Below are 23,368 nucleotides of genomic sequence, written 5' to 3'. Positions count from 1 at the left end.
TTTCACTCCGCGCCGAAGCCCGATTTCAAAGAATCGATGGCCTTTATCAGCGCCTCGCGGTTCGCGCGACCTTCGACTTCCGCCCATTCTCTGCCGATCTCGACACTCTCGACGCCATCCACCATCATCAGGGCAGTCGTGACGCGATTGAGGTCTTCCGGGGTCGCTACCCCTTTCAGCGTCAGATTGATCCGGGACATGCAGGGCTCTCCACAACGGTCTGTTGGCAAATGCTTTTCACGGCGTTCCCGTTACCAGGATCTCTTCACGATTGCACGTTCAGGCAGACAGCATAGCGTAGCATGGGGTTTCCGCGACCTGACGTTGCAATGCGACCGAATCGACACCATCTTGACGCCAGCATGATTGGCAGACAGATATCTCGATGGCGTTCCAGGAGCGCTGAGTTCCGGGGCTCGCAACCGGAGATTGCCATTCGCGCACAGACATCAATATTTTCACGGGAGGGATCGGATGGACGATTGGCTGGCACATCTCAGTATTCTTGAATGCGATGGCCCGGATGCAGCGCGTTTTCTGCAAGGCCAGACCAGCGCCAATATCGATCACGCCGATGGCGAATTCGCGCCGTTGACCGCATTCTGCACCCCCAAGGGCCGGATGATTGCCAATGCCGAGGTGCTCAAGGTCGCCGCCGAGCGATACTGGCTGTTGCTGGATGGCTCCCTGGCCGCGCCGCTGGCGACGCAACTGGGAAAGTACGCCCCGTTCTACAAGATGACCCTGCGTCATCGCGAAGACCTCGCGCTGATTGGCATGATCGGGGAACCCGAATCCTGGGTCGGTAATGCCACCCTTCCCGTACTACCTGATCTCGACTGGCATATGTCTCGGCAAGGAGACACGGTGGCGCTGCGCCATCCCGCCAACCGTCCCCGGTTCCTGCTGATACTACCCATATCCGAGGTGCCCTCCCGCTGGCAGGCTGCGAATCTGGATGTGCACGGCGCGACCACGGCGCAGTGGCGCCATGCGGACATCGAGGCGGGTGTGGCCTGGCTCACGGCCGAGCATAGCGATACGTTTCTGCCGCAGATGATCAACTGGGAAGCGCTGGGCGGCATCAGTTTCCGCAAGGGCTGCTACACCGGCCAGGAAATCGTGGCACGTGCGCATTTTCGAGGGCAGGTCAAACGGCGCTTGCAGATCGCCATGCTGGAGGGGACCTCGGCCCCCGCTATCGGCGCGGACATTCGCAGCGCCGATGACAAGCGCGTGGGCGAGATTTTCCAGGCCGCGATCGGTGAGGATGCCACGCACTGCGACGCTCTGGTCGTGCTCAATACCAGTCAGACCGACGCCTCGGCGCTGTTCGTCGGCGATCGCAACCTGACGCTGCGCGAACTGCCCTATCCTCTGGAGCGCCTCGATCCCGAGAAGGTCGTGGGCGCGTAGGCGCCGGTTACGACGCTCGACCGTCAGCGTCCAGACCGAACAGTCGACACGTATTGGACCACGCATTGGCAGCGACAGAGTCTCGCGTCTGCCCCCGCAGCCTCGCAATGGTGGCGAGAGTCTCCATCAGGTAGGCGGGTTCGTTGCGCTGGCCCTGGCGCCCGGACAGCGGCATATCCGGGCTGTCGGTTTCCAGCACGAAGCCGTCATCAGGAATCATTGTTACCGCCCGATGCAACCGCTGAGCCCGATCGTAGGTTGCGGCGCCCCCCAGCCCCAGCGTGTAGCCCAGATCCAGAAACCGCCTAGCCTGCTGGGGACTGCCACCGAAAGCATGAACCAGGCCCCGGCGCGGCAGGTCGAGCTGCCTCAACCGCTTGGCTACCTGATCATCGGCATGAACGCAGTGAATGACGACAGGCAACCGATGCTGCCTGGCCAGTTGAAGCTGGGCTTCGAACAGTGCCCACTGCTGCGCCAGCGTCGTCTCGAATCTTGCGTCGATCCCACACTCGCCGATGGCGACCAATCGGTCGTGGCGCCCCAGTTCCTCCGCCAGCGCCTCCAGATCACTATCCCCATGGGAATCGATGAAGTACGGATGCAGCCCGAGGGATACGGCGACGCCCTCACGCGCGCCGAGCGCCAGAACGTGCTTCCAACGTCGGCGCGTCGTGCCCGGCACCATGAAGCGACAGACGCCGGCCGCACGGGCTCGTTCGAAAACGGCCCCGCGGTCGGCGTCAAAGCAGTCGAAATCCAGATGACAGTGAGCGTCGAAAAGGGGCGCGTTAATAAGGGGCGCGTTGAAAAGGGACGCGTCGAACGGCACGATTAGGATTCAGCTCGCGATGCTCTCTTCCTGTGGCGGAAGATCGGCGGTGCAATGACCGCACTTGGTCGCTCTGACTGGAATCGTCATGAAGCAGTGTGGGCAGGCCTTGTCAGACGGTGCCTTGGGCGCGACCGCCTCTTCGCGCTTCATGCGATTGATGCTTCTGACCAGCAGGAAAACGGCAAAGGCGACGATGAGAAAACTGATTACCGCGTTCAGAAACAGTCCGTAATCCAGCGTGACGGCCCCAGCTTCCTGCGCCGCCGCCAGCGTGGCGTACGGCCCGGGCGCGCCTCCCTCCTTGAGCACGACGAAGAAGTTGGCGAAATCGACACCGCCAATGAGCAACCCTAGCACCGGGTTGAAGATATTCTTCACCAGGCTCTGCACGATCAGGGTGAAAGCGCCGCCGATGATGATACCCACCGCCATATCGACGACATTGCCCTTGACGGCAAATTCCCGAAACTCTTTGAGAAACTTGGAAGCCATCGCCATTTTCCTTTTTCTGGTCGACCGGGTTGTCTTGAAGTGAACCATCGCGCCTGCCTGGCACGTGGGGTTCACCCGATTCAGCATGGCGCAAGCGCCAGGGGGCGGCAAGATGAATAGCCTCACTGGCTATCGCCGGTGGATTCCGACATCGAGAGCTCGCTGCGATATCGGCAAACGGCCTGCAGGCCGAGTCGATCAGGCCGCCCGGCGAATCATGCCGACTCTCGGGCTCAGTGCTCGCGGGTGGCTCTGAACTCGATGTCAGGCCAGCGTTCCTGGGTCATCTGCAAATTGACCCGGGTCGGCGCCAGATAGGTCAGGTAATCGCCGCCATCCATCGCCAGATTGGTGCTCGCCTTGCGCCTGAACTCGTCGAGCTTCTTGGCATCCTTGCTGTAGATCCAGCGCGCCGTGTGGACATTGACCGGCTCATAGAGACAATCGACCTTGTACTCTTCCTTGAGCCGATGCGCGACGACGTCGAACTGCAACGTGCCCACCGCGCCGACGATCAGATCGTTGTTGTCCAGCGGCAGGAATACCTGGGTCGCGCCCTCTTCGGACAGCTGCTGAAGGCCCTTCTGCAACGCTTTCATCTTCAACGGGTCGCGAAGTCGAACACGACGGAACAGTTCCGGCGCAAAGTGCGGGATACCCAGGAACCGCATATTTTCACCCGCCGTGAAGGTGTCGCCGATCTGGATCGTGCCGTGGTTGTGCAACCCGATGATATCGCCCGGCCACGCTTCTTCCACATGGGAGCGATCGGAGGCCATGAAGGTCAGCGCGTCGGCGATCTTGACCTCCTTGCCGATCCGCACATGGCGCATCTTCATGTTCCGCTCGTACTTGCCCGAGCAGATCCGCAGAAACGCAACCCGGTCCCGATGTTTGGGATCCATGTTGGCCTGAATCTTGAAGACGAAACCGGAAAAGCGGCCGTCGTCGGCGACCACTTCACGGGCATCGGTTTCCCGCGGCTGCGGCGTCGGGGCAAACTCGACGAACCCGTTGAGCATCTCGCGAACGCCGAAGTTGCCCATCGCGGTGCCGAAGTAGACCGGCGATAGCTCTCCACGACGATAGGCTTCCAGGTCGAAGACGTGGGAAGCGCCTCTCACCAGCTCGACTTCCATCCGGAGCTCTTCCGCTGCGCTCTCGCCCAGCACCCGATCGACGTCGGCGCTGTCCAACCCCTCGATACGCCTGTCTTCCGGAATTCGGTTGCCCTGGCCCTGGGTATAGAGATGAACCACATCATCATAGAGATGATAGACACCCTTGAACTGGCGCCCCATGCCGATGGGCCAGGTCATCGGTGCGCACTGGATGTTCAGGACCGTCTCGATCTCGTCCATGACTTCGATCGGATCCCGGGTGTCCCGATCCATCTTGTTGACGAAGGTCAGAATCGGCGTCGTCCTCAGTCGACAGACTTCCATCAGCTTGATGGTCCGATCCTCGACCCCCTTGGCCGCGTCGATGACCATCAGTGCGGAGTCCACCGCGGTCAAGGTGCGATAGGTGTCCTCCGAGAAATCCTCGTGGCCGGGCGTATCGAGCAGGTTGACGATGCGTCCGTTGTAGGGGAACTGCATCACCGACGTGGTGACCGAGATGCCACGTTCCTGCTCCATTTTCATCCAGTCGGAGGTGGCGTGGCGCTCGGCCCGCTTGCTCTTGACCGAACCCGCCAGCTGAATGGCGTTACCGAACAGCAGCATCTTTTCGGTGATCGTCGTCTTGCCCGCATCCGGGTGACTGATAATGGCGAACGTGCGGCGAAGCGCCGCTTCCTGGGCAAGCTGAGCATCTGACATGTGTGGCTTCACTGACTAGAGGCGACTCACGCGAACCATCGGAAGAGGGTCGCGAGTGCGCGGAGAATCGAAGATGGCAGCGATTGTACGCGTTGAGCGGAAAGAGTTGTAGCCGCCGCCGGGCCCACGTCGGCGTGACCAAGCGGCGTTAACTGCATCATCTCAAAGTGGAAATCGCCCCGATCCTTTTTAAGGTACCGGCGACATCGCCTTGACGGGCCGCCACCTGCGACAAACGGGCGCCCCGCTTTCCGTCAATGACTGGCACCCATGGGCTCACGCCCGATCCTGGCATGCGGTAACATGACGCGTGCCCGGGCAGCGATATCGAGTCAGCCGCCCACCGGCATTCGACCGACGACCGTGCCCCGACTCGATCCGGAGAGATCATGCTGCAGCCGCTTCCGCTCGCGACGCCGAACCGCAACCTGGTTCGCCTGACGATCGTCCGCGGGATTACCTGGACCGGCTTTCTCGCCGCCATCATCTTCGGTATCGAAGTGTTGGGCTTTCAGTTGCATGTGCTGCCGGTCATCAGCGTCATCGTCGCGATGGGTCTGTTCAACGTGGCCACATGGTGGCGCCTGGGTCGGCCGCGCGCCGTCACCGATACCGAGTATCTGCTGCACTGGCTGATCGATATCGCCGGGCTGAGTCTGCTGTTCTACTACACCGGCGGCTCGACCAACCCCTTCATCACCTATCTACTGGTTCCGTTGGGTATCGCCGCGGCCACGCTCCCCTGGTCCTATGCCTGGATCATCGCCGTGGCGGCCACCGCCAGCTATACAACGATGATGCTCGTCTATCAGCCGGTCCCCCAACTGACCAATAGCACCATCGTGTTCGGCGTACAGCTGCATACTCTGGGCATGTGGCTGAATTTCATCCTCTCCGGCAGCCTGTTGACCTTCTTCATCTTCAAGATGGCGCACACCCTTCGCCGACGGGACATGACACTATCCCGGACGCGCGAGGCGGCGCTGCGCAACGAGCAGATTCTGGCGGTGGCAACGCAGGCCGCCGGCACCGCCCACGAGCTCGGTTCCCCCTTGTCGACGATGGCCGTCCTGCTCAACGAGATGCGTCATGAGGCCGGTCAGCAAACCGCGCTGGTGGAAGATATCGATCTACTGCGCAAGCAGGTCGATACCTGCAAGCAGCGGCTGCAGACGCTTGTCGCGAATGCCGACCGCCGCCGCCTCGAAAAGCCCGAAACGATGCGCGCAATGCCCTGGCTCGAGAATCTCATCCAGCGCTGGCTGGTGTTGCGGCCCGATGTCCAGCACCGGCTGGAGGTACTCGGCAAGCGTGGCCAGCCGAGCATTGCGGTGGATGCGACCCTGGAGCAGGCACTGATCAACCTGCTCAACAACGCCGCCGACGCCAGCCCCGATGCCATCGTCACCACTCTCGACTGGAATGCCGAAGAGGTGGTCATCGACATTCGGGATAAGGGCCCGGGCATCCCGATGTCGATCGCGGACCAGCTAGGCGACACCTTTATCTCGACCAAGAGCAAGGGCATGGGCATCGGCCTGTTTCTGACCCACGCCACCGTCAATCGCTTCGGTGGCGGCGTGAGTCTCTACAACCATGAAGAAGGCGGTACCTTGACCGAGGTCAAGCTCCCCCGCGTCATGGCTGGCGAAAGCCTGTAGCGTTGGCGTTCCCCGCCTGGCCCATGACATTCAGCGTCACGGAAATTCGCAACCATGGAAATTCAGGGCCAAAGGAATCGACCAGAGCGTTTCAGATCAACCCGGTTCAGGGTCAGCAAGAACCCGTGCCGGAAAGATTCAGCGACAGGAGGATTCAGTGATGAATGACTCGCAACGAACAGGCGATCAGGAACGTCTGCTGATCGTCGACGACGACGAACAGCTCTGCTTCGTAATGGAGCGCGCCATGCGCCGCCGCGGCTACGACGTGGTCGTTGCCCATACTTACGATGAGGCACTGGCGGCGGCACGGGAGGCTCCACCCGCGCTGGCAACGCTCGATCTCAAGCTGGAGTCCGACTCGGGCCTGAAGCTGCTGCCTGCACTACTGGAAGTGGCCCCGTCATGCCGCGTGGTCGTGCTGACCGGCTACTCGAGCATTGCCACTGCCGTGGAGGCGATGAAACTGGGCGCGACCAACTATCTCTGCAAACCCGCCGACGCCGACGAGATCCTGCAGTCGCTCGAGCGCGAGAGCGGCGACGTCGATGTGGAAATCGCCGACAACCCGCCATCGGTGAACCGGATCACCTGGGAGCACATCCAGAAAGTGCTGCACGAGCACGACGGCAATATCTCGGCGACCGCCCGGGCGCTGGGCATGCACCGTCGGACGCTGCAACGTAAACTGCAGAAACGCCCGGTGAGACATTGATCGACAAAGCCCGTGACCGAAACCACAGGGCCGACAGTTCGGATCAGCCTTGCGAATTCATTTTCTCCGCCAGGAGCCTAACGTGAAGCACCCCCAACGCCTCGAGCAGATGATGCGTATTGCCCGCCAGGCCGGCGACATGATCGTCCAGGCACGTCAGCAGCAAAATTTCACCCGCCAATACAAGGGGGGTGACGAACTGGTGACCGAGGTGGATGTCGCCGTCGACCAGATGATCGCCGACGAGCTGGAATCGCTGTTCCCCGGCGAGGCCCGGCTGACCGAGGAGTTGGCGCCGGATCGCAGCCAGCTCGAACAGCGTGGCTCGCTCTGGATCGTCGATCCCATCGACGGCACCGTCAATTTCGCCTACGGTCACGCGCATGTCGCGATATCGATCGCCTGGGCAGTCGACGGGGAGGTCCATCTGGGCGTGGTTCATGCACCCTTCCTCGGAGAAACCTTTACTGCCGTACGCGGCCAAGGCGCGCAGCTCAATGAGCAGCCGATGGCCTGCAGCCAGTCGAAAACCCTGGAACGGAGCCTGGTCGCCACCGGGTTCCCGTACGCTCGCGACCGTCGCGCGCCGCTGATCAGACGTCTCAACCACGTGCTTCATGCCTGCCGCGACGTTCGTCGCAACGGCTCTGCGGCGCTGGATCTCTGCCACGTCGGCTGCGGTCAGCTGGATGCCTACTACGAGAGTGTTCTCCCGTGGGATTTCGCCGCGGGACTGCTGATCGCGCGCGAGGCCGGTGCCAGCACCAGCCATCTCTACGCGTGTCCCGAAGGGCTGCCCGCCGAGCTCTACGGTGAAAACCTGCTGGTCAGCGCCCCGGGTATCCATGCACCGTTGGCGAATCTGCTACGCGATGCCGATGCGGGACAGCGCTTCGACGCCGGGCACGCGCCCAATCCCTAGCTTCACGGCCAAGCCCGCCGACCGGGCCCGATAGCAGCGTGCAATGGGGCATGTAGCGAGACTCTATTGGGCCGGTTGGGTTTAATACGAAAGAATAACCCCCATCTTACTTTTCCGACCTTTTCACTATCCGATTCAGGAGAACCATCGATGCTGACCGTCATCTTCGGCCGCCCCGGTTGCCCGTTCTGCGTTCGCGCCAAGGAGCTGGCCGAAAAGCTGAAGGAAGCTCGCGAAGACTTCGACTTTCGCTATATCGACATTCACGCCGAAGGCATCACCAAGGCCGATATGGAGAAGACCATCGGCAAACCGGTGGAAACCGTACCGCAGATCTTCGTCGACCAGACGCATGTCGGTGGTTTCACTGAATTCGATCAGTACGTTCAGGACAAGGCCCTGATGCCCGAGAACGCCTGACCGAAGTCGATGTGAGATAGATCCCGGAAGCCGGCCTGTGCCGGCTTCTGTCGTTACTGGCCCGTCCTACCGAACCTGTCCTACCGAACCTGTCTCACCCACTCTGGATAGACCGTGGGCGTCGGGCGTCGGTCTCGGCATTGCGGGCGCACGCGACCGCGTCAAGCCGGCGAATAGCCCGAGTCGTCATGTCCCGGCGCCAGGTCCCCTTCCAGATTCAGCTCGTATTGATGAGGTCCGTGGCGGGGATCCAGCTCATTGATGTAGTGGGTCGATTCCACCATCGGCACCAGCGGCATGTAGGGTTCCTGCTCTTCCGGCGCCATGACCGGTTCGCGGCGCCACAGGCGATAGGCGATGAAAGCCGCGAGTCCCAACGCTGCTGCGCCCAGGAACAGCCAAAGTCCATCCGGACCCATGCTATGCATCAGCAGTGATGCGCTGAACGGCCCGACCACCGAACCCACGCCATAACACATCAGGATCTTGGCGTTGGCCTGGATCGTCTCCTCGGGCTCCAGCCAATCGTGAGTGTGGGCCAGGCTCAGCGAGTAAAGCGTGTGCAGCATCGCGGTGTGGAAGCTGGCCACGAAAACCAGCAGCCAGTAACTCGAGCGCGCCGCGAAGACGATCATCACTCCGGAGATCGTCATCACCAGCGCCATGCACAGAATGACCTTGCGCCGATCGAAACGGTCCGAGACGCGCCCGAGCGTCCACTGTGCGATCAGTGCCACCAGGGTCGTTATCGACATGAACTTCGCTGTCTGCGCTGTGGTGAGCCCGATCTCCTGCCCATAATATGGCGTCATGGCAAAGAACGCCTGCACCATCAACCCGGCGACGAAGGCCCCTACCAGCCCCACCGGAGCGCGTTTCATCAGTTCGCGCATGGAGATCTTGGCGGACACGTCGTGACTGCTGCGCAAGGGTCCCTGGATGCGATGGATCGACAGCGGTACCAGCGACAGGGCAAACAGCACGCCCGCGATGGAAAACAGCACGAAGGTGCCAGGATCGGCCATGTTCAGCATCCACTGTCCACCTGCCAGCGACAGCGTCGAAATCACCAGATACCACCCCAGCACCCGGCCCCGGTTCTCGTTGGTCGACTCGCCGGACACCCAAGACTCCATCACCATCAACAGCCCCGCCGTCGCCGCGCCGCCGAACAACCGCCAGACCAGCCAGGCCCAAGGATTGACCCACAGGCCATGAAGGATCGCGGTGGCGGACAGCAGCGCCGCACAGGCGGCAAAGACTCGGATATGGCCAACGCTGCGTATGCGTTTTTCGAGCCAGTAGCTGCCGGCAACGAAGCCAAGCGAGAAGCAGGACATGAGCAAGCCTGCCATCTGCGACGGGAACGCCTCCAACGACATGCGCACGCCGAGCAGCGTCATGATCAACCCGTGCCCGAGCAGAAAGCTGATTTCGCAAAGAAACAGAATCGGTAGAGTCGCGGGTAGTGAACGCAACAGAGTCTCCTGGCAGCGACGTTGAAAAATTCAGTCGACGAATGGCATCGATTAGGATCAATGAGCGGTGCTTCGCCGTAACAGGAGGCGAAAGCGCGCGGCAGTCTACCAATTCAAGGGCGATCTTGCCGAGATCATGCAGCATGGTTCTTCGCCGATGGCTGTCACGTCCACGATCTGTGCGCCGATCCGAATTATTCACATCTTCTGTGGATAACACTGTGCATTTCCGGTGGCGAAGCGCAGTGCTCGGCGGTCCCTATCCCTGCTTGTCTTAAATTGGTCAGTTTTTCGTCAATGGCAAATCTCATTCTTTATCGCCAGAGCTGGCTGGTCCCGCCGACTCGCTGTCGTTGCGGGCCGGCATTGTCGTCCGAGCGCTGTGCAGTCTGAAGACATTCCAGTAACATTGAACCCAAGTCATTGATGGAGAATGGCATGTCGACCCTGAAGGGTTGCATCAGCGTCCTGTTGCTGGTTCTCAATACGCTTTTCTGGGGCGTCCCCCTGGTCATGCTGACCGCGGTCAAACTGGTGACGCCCGTTCGGCGCTGGCGTTTGCGCGTGCTCGGCGGGCTGCATTGGGTCGCTCTTGCGTGGATAAGAACCAACAACGTCTGGATTCGGCACTGGATTCATCCACAGATCCGGGCCGACATTCCGGAAACGCTCTCTCGTCGCCAATGGTGGCTGGTCATGGCCAATCATCAGAGCTGGACGGATATCATCGTCATGCTCTACGTGCTGACGGGACGCATGGCCATGCCCAAATTCTTCCTCAAGCGGGAGCTGATCCTTGTCCCGATCGTCGGACTCGCCTGGTGGGCGCTCGAATTCCCCTTCATGCGCCGCTACAGTCGCGAGAAGCTCGCCCGCAATCCCGGGCTGGCCAGGCGGGATCGTGAGGCGACGTTGCGGATGTGCGAACATGCCCGCGAGATGCCGATGACGATCTACAACTTCGTCGAAGGGACTCGATTCACGCAGGAAAAGCAGCGCCAGCAGCAGAGCCCCTACCGCCATCTGTTGCGACCCAAGGCCGGCGGAATCGCCCAGGTCATCGGGCTATTGGGATCGCGTCTGGACGGCATCATCGACGTCACCCTGCATTATCGTCGCGGGACGCCCAACTTCTGGGATTTCCTGTGTGGTCGCGAGCGGGACGTCGCGATCATCGCGAAATGTCTCGACAGACCGGAATGGATGCTGGAGGGGAGCTACGACGATGCTCATTACAAGGAACGTTTCTACACATGGTTGAATTCACGGTGGCAGGAAAAAGACGCGGCGCTCTCCTCCTTCTCCTGGGAGTGATGCTCCTGCTTGGCGGTTGCGCCAGCGGCGGCGGCACCCGTATTGCCGACGGTGGCGGATGGGTGACCGTGCAGCGCGGCGACACGCTCGGAAAGATCGCTGATCAGGCCGGAATCCCGCTCCTCCGCCTGCAACGTTTCAATCCAGGGGTGGATTCTCGCCGACTGGCGGTCGGCCAGCGCCTGATGCTGCCGTCGAGCCAGGAACGAGCCCCGGGCGGCGGACCGTACCGCTATCAAGTGAGGCGCGGCGATTCGATCTATTCGATCGCACGCCATTTCGGTGCCAATCCCCAGCGCGTCCAGACCGCCAACAGCGGTATCGATCCCGCCGATCTGGCTGTCGGGCAGCTGATTCAGGTGCCGCTCAGTGGCGGTTCATCCGGCGGTACCCGTGCGGCGTCGACACCGGCGGCTTCGAGATCCCTGCCGGACCCCGGCCCGCTTCCCGCGTCGGCTCGCGGATGGCAGTGGCCTCTGGACAATTACGCTATCGAGCGCCGTTTCGGTCGGGATGCCCACGGCACCCTGCAGCCCATGATGATGTCGACACCGGGGCCGGCGGTTGCCAAGGCCACGACCTCGGGCAAGGTTCGATTCGCCAGCGGCATGCGACAGCTGGGCCAGGTGGTGATTCTCCACCACGCCGACAACATGCAGAGCGTCTATGCCTTCTGCGACAAGCTGATGGTCTCCGAAGGACAATCCGTCTCGAGCGGCGCCCCCGTTTGCGAAATCGGCCAGGAGAGCGGCAGTAGCCGCCATCACCTGTTGTTCGATCTTCGTCATGGCGGCAAACCCGTGGATCCCGCGCGCGTGCTACGCTGATTGGCATGTCATGCATTCGTCATCAGCGTGACACATTGACGTCATCGGTACCCCGCAGGATCGAAGACAGGATCAAACACGATCGGCGTCGGACCGGGGATTTCGGCAACTTCGCCGGCGTGGAAGGAGTGGTAACAATGCGTATAGCCCTGGTCAGTGAAACATGGGCGCCGGAGGTCAACGGCGTTGCTCACACGCTTAGCCATCTCGCCAGCCATCTGGTCTCCAAGGGCGTCCTGTTGCAGCTGATCCGCCCCGATCCGGCGGACGCCAAACTCGACCCTTTGGCGGAACGGGATGTCCATGTCCGGGGTATCGCGCTACCGATCTACGCCGACGTACACGTCGGCCTGCCGTGCCGGCGGCGACTGATGCGTCTGTGGCGGCAGGAGCGCCCGGATGCGATTTATATCGCGACCGAAGGGCCACTGGGGTGGTCAGCCCTGAACGCCGCCCGGCGCCTGCAGATTCCGGTCGTCAGCGGGTTTCATACCAATTTCGATCAGTACGCCAGCAACTACCACCTCGGCTGGAGCATCCCCATTGCCCGGCGCGGGTTGCGTTATTTCCACAATCGCTGCGAAGCGACGCTGGTTCCCACCTCGGCCCAGAAACAGACGCTCGAGCGTTCCGGCTATCGCCGTGTCTCGGTGCTGGCGAGAGGCGTCGACGCCGTTCGCTACAACCCGGGACATCGCGATGCCGAACTGAGACGTCGATGGGGGGCTGGCCCCCAGCAGCCCGTGGCGCTTTACGTAGGGCGGTTGGCCGCCGAGAAGAATATCGATCTGCTGGCCGAGACGATGGCCGCCATGCAGCGTGCCAATCCGTCGCTGGTGCAGGTGCTGGTCGGCGATGGCCCTGCCCGCAAGACGATCGCCAGACGCCTGCCGGATGCCATCTTCACCGGTTTCCAAACCGGCGAAGCGCTTGCCAGCCATTACGCCAGCGCGGACATGTTCATCTTTCCCTCGCTATCGGAAACCTTCGGCAATGTGGTACCGGAAGCCATGGCCAGCGGGCTCGCGGTGGTGGCTTTCGATCACGCCGCGGCCAAGGAACTGATAACCGACGGTGTCGATGGACGCCTGATCGCACCGGAGGGAAATCAGGATTTCATGGATGCGGCCAGCGAACTCTGCCGCCAGCCGGCGTTTTACGCCCGCCTGGGACGCCAGGCGCGTCAACGAGCCTCGGGCCTGAGTTGGGCCCATATCGGTGACCGCTTTCTTGCCCATCTGATTCAGGTCCAGGGAACTCAACATGCCGCCACGCATTCCACGTCCCACGTTTGAGCAGCTGGACCGCGCCGAGAGCCGGCTCAGCCACTGGTTGGCGGAATTCTCCCGTCATACCCCGACGCTCTGGCTGTTTCGCGTCGTCAGTCGACTTGGCGACTGGCCAGCCTGGGTCGCGTTCGCCTTGATCCAACCCCTGCTGCACGGGAATCAAGGCTGGCTGATCGCGGCACACTGGGGTCTTACCGCCAGCGTGGCAGCCCTGATATATCGTCTTCTCAAGACTCGACTGTGTCGCGAGCGCCCCTACATCACGTTTACCACGATTCGTTGCACGATGCCGCCGGTCGACCGCTACAGCTTCCCCAGCGGGCATACATTGCATGCCGTGATGTTCAGTTGCCTGATTGGCGCTACCAGCCCGCAGCTACTGCCTGTCGTGCTTCCTCTCGCTGGCCTGATCGCAGTCTCGCGCGTCGTGCTGGGACTGCACTACGTCAGCGACGTCATCGTCGGCGCGCTGATCGGGGCGATCCTGGCCTGGTGCAGCGGGCTTGCCGCTCTGTTCATCTGGGGCTGAAGGCCATCGTCATGCCCGATCCCGATAACAGCGAATGGCAACAGATTGAAGACTCTCCCCTGCTGGCTTTACACCCGCACTTCCTATCGACCGACGGAGCCTCACGTCTCCACGATGCACTCGATAACGAGATCGAGTGGGAGTCTCCCACCCTGCGACTCTACGGCCGGCAGCACACCATTCCTCGATCCCAATGCTGGATGGGAGACAGTGACGCCCGCTATCGCTACTCCGGCCGCACGTTCCAGCCGCGATCATGGCATCCGCTGGTCGAGAGGCTACGCGATCGGGTTCAGCGGAGCTTGCGGGCTCACGACTTGCCCGTTACCGAATTCAACAGCGTGCTGCTGAATCGCTACGCGAGTGGCGAGCAACGCATGGGCTGGCACAGCGACGACGAGCCGGAACTTGGTGAGAATCCCATCGTGGCCTCGGTATCGCTCGGCAGTGAGCGCCCTCTCCGGTTTCGGGAAAAAGCGGGTGCCGTTCGAGGCGCGTTCAACGTCTGGCTACCCCATGGCAGCCTTCTGCTGATGGGCCCCGGCGCCCAGACTCGATGGCAGCACGCGCTGGCGCCACGCGCCATCGAGGGTAGCCGCATCAACCTCACCTTCCGCCGCATCGTCTAGTGCTTCACCCGACGGCCATTCTCCTGGCTCTTCAACGAGATCTGCAGGACCGATAGCTGCAGGACCGAGATCAGGACCCCTGGCAGGGTGATGACAAGTCCAGACAAAACGCCTCCCTGCTTCAGGGAGGCGTCAACAAGATAACGGTATAAATGATGACCTGGGCTTTTCTCAGACAGATCGATTCGGCTCTTTGCGATGCATGCCGGCGTTAGCTTCGGTGGCCATTAACCCCGAAAGTAGTTAGCCGCCACGAAAGGCATTGAGCTGATCACCATCGGCAGGCGCTTGCCACGAACATCGGCGTAGAGCGTCGCGCCTTTCTCGGCCGCTTCGATGACGACGTACGCCATGGCGACGGGCGCCCCGACACTAGGGCCGAAGCTACCCGACGTGACGCGCCCGACTTCCCTATCGTCGGCGTCAAACAAGGTGGCTCCCTCTCTGACCGGCGCCCGACCTTCGCCAATCAGTCCGACCCGACGGCGACGATGATCCTTGGCCTGCAACTGATGGAGCACCATATCGGCCCCAGGGAAGCCGGCCTCGCGCTCGCCTCCGACTCGCCTCGATTTACCGACGGCCCAGGAAAGACTCGCTTCGACAGGTGTCGTGGTGGTGTCGATATCGTGGCCGTACAGGCAAAGACCGGCCTCGAGACGCAACGAATCGCGCGCACCCAGTCCGATCGGCTCGACTTCCGGCTGGTCGAGGAACCATCGTGCCAGCGCTTCGGCTGCCTCGGCCGGCACCGAGATCTCGAAACCGTCCTCACCGGTATATCCGCTACGACTGACCCATATTTCATGGCCCATGACGTCGAAGCGAGCATGCTGCATGAATACCAGTTCGCAGGCAGCCGGACACAGACGCTGCATGACGTCCCGCGCTTGCGGGCCTTGCAGTGCCAGCAGCCCGCGATCCAGAGTTTCGACATCATGGCCGGTGCCCAGACCGGTGCGCATCAACGCAATGTCCTGATCCTTGCACGCCGCGTTGACGACCACGTAGAGCGAGTCGCCGTGATTGACGATCATCAGGTCATCCAGGACGCCGCCCTCGCTATTGGTGAACAGTGCGTAACGTTGGCCACCTTCGGCCAGCCCGACCACATCGGCAGTGACCAGGGTTTCCATCGCCTTGGCAGGAGAGGGGCCGGTCACCTTCACCTGCCCCATATGGGAGACATCGAACAGACCACAGGCCTTGCGCGTGTGCTCGTGCTCCTTCTTGACGCCAAGCGGATACTGCACGGGCATGCTGTAGCCGGCGAACGGCACCATCTTGCCACCGAGCTCCTGATGCAGCGCGAACAGCGGGGTCTGTTTCATAGTCGACATCGATGTCTCCAGTTAAGGGCAGATTGAAGCATTCATGCTTACCGGTCGCGATCTTCCAGCGCCTCGCCCGGCAGCACCGTCTTGCCGGCGAAGTGATCGCGAGTCAGTTTGAAAACGACCGGCGACAGCAACGCCAGAGCAATCAGGTTGGGGATCGCCATCATCGCATTGAAGGTGTCCGCCACCAGCCAGATCAAGTCCAGTTTCGCCATCGCACCGATCGGCACCGCCAGCACGAACAGGATCCGATACAGCAGGATAGCCCGATCGCCGAACAGATACTGAAAGCACTTCTCGCCGTAGAACGACCAGCCCAGGATCGTGGTGAAAGCGAATATCGACAAGGCAATCGCCACGATGTGCTGCCCCACGCCCGGCAAGGCACTATCGAACGACAACGACGTCAACGCCGCACCACTCTCGCCATCCAGCCAGTGTGTCGAAGTCAGGATCACCAGGGCCGTCATGGTGCAGACGACAAGGGTATCGATGAAAGTCCCCAGCATGGCAATCAATCCCTGACGCACCGGGTTGCGCGTCTGAGCTGCAGCATGGGCGATGGGTGCGCTCCCGAGACCGGCCTCGTTGGAAAAGATCCCCCGCGCCACGCCGAAACGAATGGCTGCTGCTACCGCGGCACCGGCAAAACCGCCGCTGGCCGCGATCGGCTGAAACGCATGCGTGAAAATCGTACCCAATGCGCCACCAATCTGATCGGCGTTGATGATCAATACGACCGCGCCCGCCGCGAAATATGCCACGGCCATCAAAGGCACCAGTTTGCCGGCAACACTGGAAATACGCTTGATGCCCCCCAGAATGACCGCGCCGGCAAGTACCATGATGATGACGCCGGTCAGCCAGGCCGGAACACCAAACGACGTCGTCAGCGCATCCGCCACCGAGTTGGCCTGGACGGTATTGCCGATCCCGAACGCCGCCACGGCGCCAAAGAACGCAAACATTCCGCCCAACCAGGCCCAGCGCTTGCCCAGGCCATTTCGGATGTAATACATCGGCCCGCCGACGTGATCGCCATTGGAATCCGTCTGACGGTAACGCACCGCCAGTACCGCCTCGGCGAATTTCGTTGCCATTCCGACCAGGGCGGTCAACCACATCCAGAACACCGCACCCGGTCCACCGAGCGCAATGGCCGTGGCAACACCAGCGATATTGCCAGTGCCGATCGTCGCCGATAGCGCCGTCATCAGTGCATTGAACGGGGATATCTCACCTTCGTCATGGCTATCAGCGTCGCTGCGGCGTCCGCGCCATAACAGGCTGAAGCCGAGCCCAAGCTTGCGAATGGGCAGCAACTTGAGGCCCAGCTGTAGATAGATGCCGACGCCGAATAGCAGGATCAGCATCAGCGGGCCCCAGACCACACCGTTGATAGCGCTGAATATCGTGTTGAGTTGGTCCACGTCGAACTCCATTATCGCGTTATTGTTGCTGTCGAACGGGCTAACGTGTGCGTTGATTGCCGCGAACGATCTCTAAAGGTCAAAACGGGGCAACGATAGAGGATTCAACTACGTATTCACAATTATCCCAAAGCATTCATCCAGTATCATTCAGCGCCTGTCGACGCTTGACGCCACCTTAGCGAATGGCGCCGGTGTTTCCAATAAGAAACCCGTGCCTTGGACCATCGGCGCCGTATCGTGAAGGCCTTGAACGTGATCGCTTGAACTGGCAACTGAAGACACCGCCTGGCAGAGAGGGATCGCCCGCCTCAGAGGCCGAGTCAACCGGGCATGGCGGAGAACGGCATTGCGAGACTGGACGTTTTTTGGATCTAGGCTCAATCTAGTAGCGCTAATCCCATCAGGCAGAGCGGGAAGCAGGTGAGGCTATGCCAATCGCTGCGGTATTGATGCATAATACTCACCAAAATTCCCCGTTCCGAAAATTGTTTCGTATAGGAAACCCTCATGAGCGACATTCCCAACAACCTGCTCTACACCGACAGCCACGAATGGGTGCTCGACAACGGTGATGGCACCGTCACCGTCGGTATCACCGATCACGCCCAGGAAGCGTTGGGTGACGTGGTCTTCGTCGAATTGCCGGAAGCGGGTCGCGAACTGGATGCGGGCGACGAGTTCGGTGTCATCGAATCGGTCAAGGCTGCATCCGACCTCTACTCTCCACTGGCGGGCGAAATCGTCGAGGTCAATGAGGCGCTGGAAGATAGCCCGGAGACCGTCAACGATTCCCCCTACAGTGACGGTTGGTTGCTCAAGCTGCAGCTGGCGGATCAGGCCGATCTGGAATCGCTGATGTCGGCAGAAGCCTACAACGAGCTGGTCGCCGCCGAGGAAGATCAGAACGACTGAGCGGCGCGCTTCCATCGTCTTCGCGTCCTGACCGTTCGGTGGCGATCACCACCGAACGGTTTCCTCCCTCCCCTGCCCATTCCGCCGGATAGATTATGCCCACCGAGACTCGACCGTTAACCGAACTGGCCAACCACGCCGACTTCCTTCAGCGCCATAACGGCCCGCACCATCACGATGTCACCGAGATGCTCAAGGCGCTCGACATGCCGTCGCTGAAGACGCTGATCGACCGTACCATCCCCAAGGGGATCCGTCTCGAAGGGGATCTGGCGCTGGACGGACCGCGTGGCGAGTCGGAAGCACTGGACTACCTGCGTGGCCTGGCACGGCAGAACAAGGTGTTCAAGAGCTATATCGGCCAAGGCTACTATCCGACGCACCTACCGGCGGTGATACAACGCAACGTGCTGGAAAATCCGGGCTGGTACACGGCCTATACGCCGTACCAACCGGAAATTGCACAGGGCCGTCTCGAAGGACTGCTCAACTTCCAGCAGATGGTGATGGACCTGACCGGCATGGCGATCGCCAACGCATCGCTGCTGGATGAAGCGACGGCGGCAGCAGAAGCGATGGCGCTGTGCCGGCGCTCGAACAAGAAGCACAAGAGCCAGCGCTTCTTCGTCGCCGACAACGTGTTGCCGCAGACGCTCGACGTGCTGCGTACCCGCGCGGCCTACCTTGGCTTCGAACTGGTCGTGGCCCCCGCAGCGCAACTGGCACATGAAGACGTGTTTGGCGCCCTGCTCCAATATCCCGGCATCGATGGCGAGGTCGGCGATATCGAGAGCGTCGTCGCCGATGCGCGGTCGCGCCAGATCATGACCTGCGTGGCGGCGGATCTGATGAGCCTGGTTCTGCTCAAGGAACCCGGCGCCATGGGCGTGGATATCGTTTTGGGCAACTCCCAGCGTTTCGGCGTGCCCATGGGTTACGGTGGCCCTCATGCCGCCTTTTTCGCGACCAGCGAAGCGCTCAAGCGTTCGCTGCCGGGTCGCGTCATCGGTGTCTCCAAGGACAGCCGCGGGCGCCCGGCGCTGCGCATGGCGATGCAGACCCGCGAGCAGCACATCCGCCGCGAGAAGGCGACCTCGAACATCTGCACCGCGCAGGCACTGCTGGCGAACATCGCGGGCTTCTACGCGGTCTACCACGGTGCCGAAGGCCTGCAGACCATCGCCGGTCGCATTCACCGTCTGACAACGCTGCTGGCCACGGGTCTCAAGCGACATGGCATCGCTCTCAAGCACGACAGCTGGTTCGACACGCTGACATTGACCGGCATCGACAGTCATCGAATCCAGGGGCGGGCCCTGACCCGCGAGATCAACCTTCGCTATTCCGCCGACGGCGAAGTCGGCGTCAGTCTCAACGAGACCACGACCGCCGCCGATCTGGCAGTCCTGTTCGACGTGCTGATCGGGGAAGAGCACGGCCTGTCCGTGAGCGAGCTCGATCGAGAAGCCGTCGAGCAGAGCGCCAGCGGGATCCCGGCTGACTATCGTCGCGACAGCGAGTTCCTTCAGCATCCCAATTTCCAGCGCTTTCGCAGCGAGACCGAGATGCTGCGCTATCTCAAACGCCTGGAAAACCGCGACCTGTCATTGACTCACGCGATGATCCCGCTGGGCTCGTGCACCATGAAGCTGAACGCGACCAGTGAAATGATCCCGATCACCTGGCCGGAATTTGCCGACATCCACCCGTTCGCGCCCAGCGAGCAGACGTCCGGTTATCGCCAGATGATCACCGAGCTCAGCGACTTCCTGATCGAGATCACCGGCTATGACAATATCTCGATGCAGCCCAACTCCGGCGCTCAGGGCGAATATGCCGGTCTGGTCGCCATTCGTCGCTATCAGGCCGCCGTGGGTGAAGGCCATCGCGACATCTGCCTGATCCCGAGCTCGGCCCATGGCACCAACCCCGCTTCCGCCGCCATGGCGCAGATGAAGGTGGTCGTGGTCGAGTGCGATCGAGACGGTAACATCGACATGGCCGATCTCGAGGCCAAGGCTGCCAAGCACCGGGACAACCTCTCGGCGATCATGCTGACCTACCCTTCGACCCACGGCGTGTTCGAGGAGAATATCCGTCAGGCCTGTCAGCTCGTTCATGACAACGGCGGGCAGGTCTACATCGACGGCGCCAACATGAATGCCCAGGTCGGCCTGTGCCGACCCGGCGACTACGGCGGCGACGTCTCGCATCTCAACCTGCACAAGACGTTCTGCATTCCGCATGGCGGCGGCGGCCCGGGCATGGGCCCTATCGGCGTCAAGGCGCATCTCGCACCCCATCTGCCCAATCATGTCGTGACGCCGCAGGAAGGCATAGAGAAGGATTCCGGCGCCGTCTCGGCGGCGGCTTTCGGCAGCGCCTCGATCCTGCCGATCTCCTGGGCCTACATCAAGATGATGGGGGCTCGCGGACTGCGTGAAGCGACCGAGCTGGCCATCCTCAATGCCAATTACATCGCCAGGCGCCTGCAGGCGCACTACCCGGTGCTCTACCAGGCTGCCAACGGCACGGTGGCCCACGAGTGCATTCTCGATATGCGTCCGCTCAAGGCAGCGTCGGGCATCAGCGAAGAAGATATCGCCAAGCGCCTGATGGACTATGGCTTTCACGCGCCGACGATGTCCTTCCCCGTCACCGGAACCCTGATGGTCGAGCCTACCGAATCCGAGTCGCGCTATGAACTGGATCGTTTCTGCGATGCCATGATCGCCATTCGGGAGGAAATTGCCAGGGTCGAGTCCGGCGAATGGCCGAAGGATTCCAACCCGCTGGTGCTGGCACCTCACACCATGGCCGACGTGACCGAAGAGACCTGGGAGCGCCCCTACTCGCGCGAACGGGCAGCCTTCCCCACCGAAGCCGTGCGTGATGCCAAGTACTGGCCAGCCGTCAATCGGGTCGATAACGTGTTCGGAGATCGCAACCTGATCTGCAGCTGCCCGCCGATCGACGCCTACCGGGACGTGTCGTAGGCTCGAACCTGAACCGATGAAACGTGGAACGGCCGCTCAGTGAGCGGCCGTTCTGTTTTCCAACCCGCTTTCAGTGGTATGGGAAGCGTGGATAGCTAGCACCGGCAGCGGCCCACCCAGCCCCGACAAGTCAGGTCAGGTCGTTTCCAGCGTGGGAAGCTCGCTATAGCCGTAGAGGGAATTGAGCCGCTGCTGGCGGAACGACTCCAGCAACTGACGATAACGCTTGGGCAATTCGACGTCCGTCCGCGATACCAGGTGCAGCGTCTCGTAGACCGGCTGATCCAGCGTCATCTCCTTGACCTGGCGCTGCCATGGCGACGTCTCCAGCACCGGGCGGGAAACCACCGTAAATCCCAGCCCGCGGGCTACCGCATCCAGCACTTGACCCACCTCGTTGGTAAATCCCTGACGCGGAAAATGGCTCATGCTGCGAAACTCGCTGCCGAAGTTGCTCCGCAGCACCAGGCTCGCATTGGTGTTGCCGTCGTTGTAATTGACGAATCCCAACGCCAGCAGCTCACCGAGCGTGGTCCCCGTGAAATCCGCGGGCACCACCAGGCACAGCGGCTCCTGATGCCAGGCCTCGAAGCGCAGATCAGGATGCTTGCTGGTCTCGGTAACGATGCCAATGTCGTAGCGACCCGCCGCGACGTCCTGCGCGATTTCATGATTGAACGCGAAGCTGTAGTTGACCGTCAGACCCGGGTGCATCTGCTGATAGCCCAGCAGAAATGGGTAGAACATCAGCCCCACGCTACCCGGAGAAGCAATGCGACATTCGCCGCTATCCGGCGAATCATCGTCCAGCGAGTGACGAAAATGCTCGTGCTCTGCGAACAGCTTGACCGCGTAGTCATAGGCTCGGCGACCGGGATCGGTCAGCGAGAAGCGTCGACCATGGCGATTGAGCAGAGAGCGTCCGAGATACTCCTCGAGCTTGCGCACATGTTGACTGACACCGGGCTGGGTCATATCGAGCTTGCGCGCGGTCTGGGTGAAGCTTCCCGTCTCGACGAGCATCATGTAAGTACGAAAATACTGGGCGTTGAACATGGAAACGCGGATCACTCACGCTGTACGGCAGTAAAAGCGTCTCGACTCGGCGTGTTCCGCAGGCCGCCTTGCGATAACGCCCCGTTGTCGGCTAACGACTTTCCAATCATAGCAATTTATGGGCAGAGCCGCATCCCGCCAGAAGTGCCTGTACCGGCGGGCGCCCCCCACTGCGACGATCAGTCGCTCATGTTAGCATTGGCAGGCTCTCACTCAGGATTGAAAACCCTATGTCTGATCCCTTTGCGCAGCGCGCCAAGGCCGTGCAGCAAACCCTACTCGTGATGGAACAGAACGCCGCCGACGGCGAACTGTTCGCGCTGGGCTACATGATTCCGCAAATCGCTCTGGTACAGGAGATGGCCGAATACGACCCGGCCGAAGTCGACGCCGACGATTTCGATGCGACCTACTGGCAGTGGCTGGAGAGCACCTTCGCTCAGGACAACATGAGCGATGCCGATCAAGAGCAGATTGCCCAACTCTGGCAAACCGCTGCCGCTCGCGCCGATCTCTGAATCACCGTTATCTATTTTCATGAGGATGTCGTCCATGCCTGAGACGCTATCAACCATCGTGTCCCCCGAGGGTAGTCTCGAGGTGCTGTCCCAATCCGAAGTCAATCGACTGCGCGACACGTCGACGAGCGGGCTTCACGATCTGGTCAGGCGCTGTGCGCTGGCCATTCTCAACTGCGATACCCCTACCGACGACGGCCTGGCGGTCATGGAAGCCTACAAGGACTTCGACATCGAGGTTCTGCAACAGGATCGCGGCATCCGTCTCAAGCTATCCAATGCACCAGCCTGCGCCTTCGTGGACGGGCGAATGATCCGAGGCGTGCGGGAGCAGCTGTCCGCCGTGCTGCGCGATATCGTCTACGTCTACAACGAGATCCAGAGCACGCCCAAGTTCGACCTCGAGACCAACGAAGGCGCCACCAACGCGGTATTCCACATCCTGCGTAATGCCCGGACGCTGCGCACGGCGCAGGAACCGAGCATGGTGGTCTGCTGGGGCGGCCACTCGATTACTCGCGAAGAGTATGACTATACCAAGGCCGTGGGCTACCACATGGGTCTGCGCGGACTGGACATCTGCACGGGTTGCGGTCCGGGCGCCATGAAAGGACCGATGAAGGGCGCCAACCTGGCCCATGCCAAGCAGCGGCGCAAGGACAGCCGTTATCTGGGGATTTCCGAACCCGGCATCATTGCCGCCGAGTCGCCCAACCCGATCGTCAACGAACTGGTGATCATGCCGGATATCGAAAAGCGGCTCGAA

General features: G+C 61.3%; 22 protein-coding genes. 14 read left to right on the top strand and 8 right to left on the bottom strand.

Annotated features, from left to right (window positions below; all coding sequences use genetic code 11):
• Positions 1-2 precede the first annotated feature (2 nt).
• The gene (locus tag BTW07_RS03030; RefSeq protein ID WP_075568687.1) at positions 3-200 is read right to left on the bottom strand and encodes a hypothetical protein; all 198 of its coding nucleotides are present in this window, start codon (positions 198-200) and stop codon (positions 3-5) included.
• A gap of 274 nt (positions 201-474) precedes the next feature.
• On the opposite strand from BTW07_RS03030, the gene ygfZ reads away from it, so the two are divergent.
• Positions 475-1,416, top strand: a complete 942-nt coding sequence (ygfZ, locus tag BTW07_RS03025) for a CAF17-like 4Fe-4S cluster assembly/insertion protein YgfZ (protein WP_075568686.1) — start codon at positions 475-477, stop codon at positions 1,414-1,416.
• 7 nt (positions 1,417-1,423) lie between these two features.
• Here the strand turns inward: ygfZ and BTW07_RS03020 are convergent, their stop codons facing one another.
• The 3 genes from BTW07_RS03020 to BTW07_RS03010 all read right to left on the bottom strand — a co-directional run bounded on the left by BTW07_RS03020 (position 1,424) and on the right by BTW07_RS03010 (position 4,566).
• Entirely contained in the window at positions 1,424-2,212 is a 789-nt protein-coding gene (locus BTW07_RS03020; protein ID WP_075568886.1) for a TatD family hydrolase, read from the bottom strand.
• A gap of 45 nt (positions 2,213-2,257) precedes the next feature.
• The gene (gene mscL, locus BTW07_RS03015; RefSeq protein ID WP_075568685.1) at positions 2,258-2,743 is read right to left on the bottom strand and encodes a large-conductance mechanosensitive channel protein MscL; all 486 of its coding nucleotides are present in this window, start codon (positions 2,741-2,743) and stop codon (positions 2,258-2,260) included.
• 233 nt (positions 2,744-2,976) lie between these two features.
• On the bottom strand, positions 2,977-4,566 hold the full coding sequence (locus BTW07_RS03010) for a peptide chain release factor 3 (RefSeq protein WP_075568684.1): 1,590 nt from the start codon (positions 4,564-4,566) through the stop codon (positions 2,977-2,979).
• Between the two features lie 389 nt (positions 4,567-4,955).
• On the opposite strand from BTW07_RS03010, the gene BTW07_RS03005 reads away from it, so the two are divergent.
• From BTW07_RS03005 to BTW07_RS02990, 4 genes are all read left to right on the top strand, one after another.
• Positions 4,956-6,227, top strand: coding sequence for an ATP-binding protein (locus BTW07_RS03005; protein ID WP_075568683.1), 1,272 nt, complete (start codon positions 4,956-4,958; stop codon positions 6,225-6,227).
• Between the two features lie 160 nt (positions 6,228-6,387).
• Positions 6,388-6,942, top strand: a complete 555-nt coding sequence (locus tag BTW07_RS03000; protein WP_075568682.1) for a response regulator transcription factor — start codon at positions 6,388-6,390, stop codon at positions 6,940-6,942.
• A gap of 82 nt (positions 6,943-7,024) precedes the next feature.
• Positions 7,025-7,864 carry an inositol monophosphatase family protein gene (locus BTW07_RS02995; protein ID WP_232823723.1) on the top strand — a complete coding sequence of 280 codons (840 nt, stop codon included), beginning with the start codon at positions 7,025-7,027 and terminating at the stop codon, positions 7,862-7,864.
• Between the two features lie 150 nt (positions 7,865-8,014).
• Positions 8,015-8,284, top strand: coding sequence for a GrxA family glutaredoxin (locus BTW07_RS02990; RefSeq protein ID WP_075568681.1), 270 nt, complete (start codon positions 8,015-8,017; stop codon positions 8,282-8,284).
• Positions 8,285-8,445: 161 nt separating this feature from the next.
• On the opposite strand, the gene BTW07_RS02985 is transcribed toward BTW07_RS02990, so the two are convergent.
• The gene (locus BTW07_RS02985) at positions 8,446-9,762 is read right to left on the bottom strand and encodes an MFS transporter (RefSeq protein WP_075568680.1); all 1,317 of its coding nucleotides are present in this window, start codon (positions 9,760-9,762) and stop codon (positions 8,446-8,448) included.
• Positions 9,763-10,200: 438 nt separating this feature from the next.
• On the opposite strand from BTW07_RS02985, the gene BTW07_RS02980 reads away from it, so the two are divergent.
• From BTW07_RS02980 to BTW07_RS02960, 5 genes are all read left to right on the top strand, one after another.
• The gene (locus BTW07_RS02980) at positions 10,201-11,076 is read left to right on the top strand and encodes an acyltransferase (protein ID WP_075568679.1); all 876 of its coding nucleotides are present in this window, start codon (positions 10,201-10,203) and stop codon (positions 11,074-11,076) included.
• Positions 11,076-11,903: a murein hydrolase activator EnvC family protein gene (locus tag BTW07_RS02975; protein WP_075568884.1), complete on the top strand. Its 828-nt coding sequence runs from the start codon at positions 11,076-11,078 to the stop codon at positions 11,901-11,903. The genes BTW07_RS02980 and BTW07_RS02975 overlap by 1 nt, the downstream gene beginning before the upstream one ends.
• 137 nt (positions 11,904-12,040) lie before the next feature.
• Positions 12,041-13,198, top strand: coding sequence for a glycosyltransferase family 4 protein (locus BTW07_RS02970; RefSeq protein WP_075568678.1), 1,158 nt, complete (start codon positions 12,041-12,043; stop codon positions 13,196-13,198).
• The gene (locus BTW07_RS02965; RefSeq protein ID WP_075568677.1) at positions 13,167-13,721 is read left to right on the top strand and encodes a phosphatase PAP2 family protein; all 555 of its coding nucleotides are present in this window, start codon (positions 13,167-13,169) and stop codon (positions 13,719-13,721) included. The genes BTW07_RS02970 and BTW07_RS02965 overlap by 32 nt, the downstream gene beginning before the upstream one ends.
• A gap of 11 nt (positions 13,722-13,732) precedes the next feature.
• The gene (locus BTW07_RS02960; RefSeq protein ID WP_075568676.1) at positions 13,733-14,350 is read left to right on the top strand and encodes an alpha-ketoglutarate-dependent dioxygenase AlkB family protein; all 618 of its coding nucleotides are present in this window, start codon (positions 13,733-13,735) and stop codon (positions 14,348-14,350) included.
• Positions 14,351-14,577: 227 nt separating this feature from the next.
• Here the strand turns inward: BTW07_RS02960 and gcvT are convergent, their stop codons facing one another.
• Both gcvT and BTW07_RS02950 read right to left on the bottom strand, forming a co-directional pair.
• On the bottom strand, positions 14,578-15,690 hold the full coding sequence (gene gcvT / locus BTW07_RS02955; protein WP_075568675.1) for a glycine cleavage system aminomethyltransferase GcvT: 1,113 nt from the start codon (positions 15,688-15,690) through the stop codon (positions 14,578-14,580).
• Between the two features lie 38 nt (positions 15,691-15,728).
• Positions 15,729-17,060, bottom strand: a complete 1,332-nt coding sequence (locus BTW07_RS02950; RefSeq protein WP_425272019.1) for an alanine/glycine:cation symporter family protein — start codon at positions 17,058-17,060, stop codon at positions 15,729-15,731.
• Positions 17,061-17,627: 567 nt separating this feature from the next.
• Here BTW07_RS02950 and gcvH point away from each other — a divergent pair.
• Together gcvH and gcvP are read left to right on the top strand one after the other, a co-directional pair.
• Positions 17,628-18,032: a glycine cleavage system protein GcvH gene (gene gcvH, locus BTW07_RS02945; protein ID WP_075568674.1), complete on the top strand. Its 405-nt coding sequence runs from the start codon at positions 17,628-17,630 to the stop codon at positions 18,030-18,032.
• Positions 18,033-18,127: 95 nt separating this feature from the next.
• Positions 18,128-21,028 carry an aminomethyl-transferring glycine dehydrogenase gene (gene gcvP, locus BTW07_RS02940; protein WP_075568673.1) on the top strand — a complete coding sequence of 967 codons (2,901 nt, stop codon included), beginning with the start codon at positions 18,128-18,130 and terminating at the stop codon, positions 21,026-21,028.
• A gap of 135 nt (positions 21,029-21,163) precedes the next feature.
• Here the strand turns inward: gcvP and BTW07_RS02935 are convergent, their stop codons facing one another.
• Complete coding sequence (locus BTW07_RS02935) at positions 21,164-22,084, bottom strand: LysR family transcriptional regulator (protein ID WP_075568672.1); 921 nt, start codon at positions 22,082-22,084, stop codon at positions 21,164-21,166.
• A gap of 230 nt (positions 22,085-22,314) precedes the next feature.
• Here BTW07_RS02935 and BTW07_RS02930 point away from each other — a divergent pair, with 230 nt between their 5' ends.
• Both BTW07_RS02930 and BTW07_RS02925 read left to right on the top strand, forming a co-directional pair.
• Positions 22,315-22,602 (top strand): YfcL family protein, encoded by a 288-nt coding sequence (locus BTW07_RS02930; protein ID WP_075568671.1) that lies wholly within the window; start codon positions 22,315-22,317, stop codon positions 22,600-22,602.
• A gap of 34 nt (positions 22,603-22,636) precedes the next feature.
• On the top strand, positions 22,637-23,368 hold a 732-nt coding region (locus BTW07_RS02925), incomplete at its 3' end, for a pyrimidine/purine nucleosidase domain-containing protein (protein WP_144076795.1).

The sequence above is a fragment of the Salinicola socius genome (assembly GCF_001937195.1).
Taxonomy (GTDB): domain Bacteria; phylum Pseudomonadota; class Gammaproteobacteria; order Pseudomonadales; family Halomonadaceae; genus Salinicola; species Salinicola socius.
This window is presented reverse-complemented; position numbering and strand designations above follow the sequence as displayed.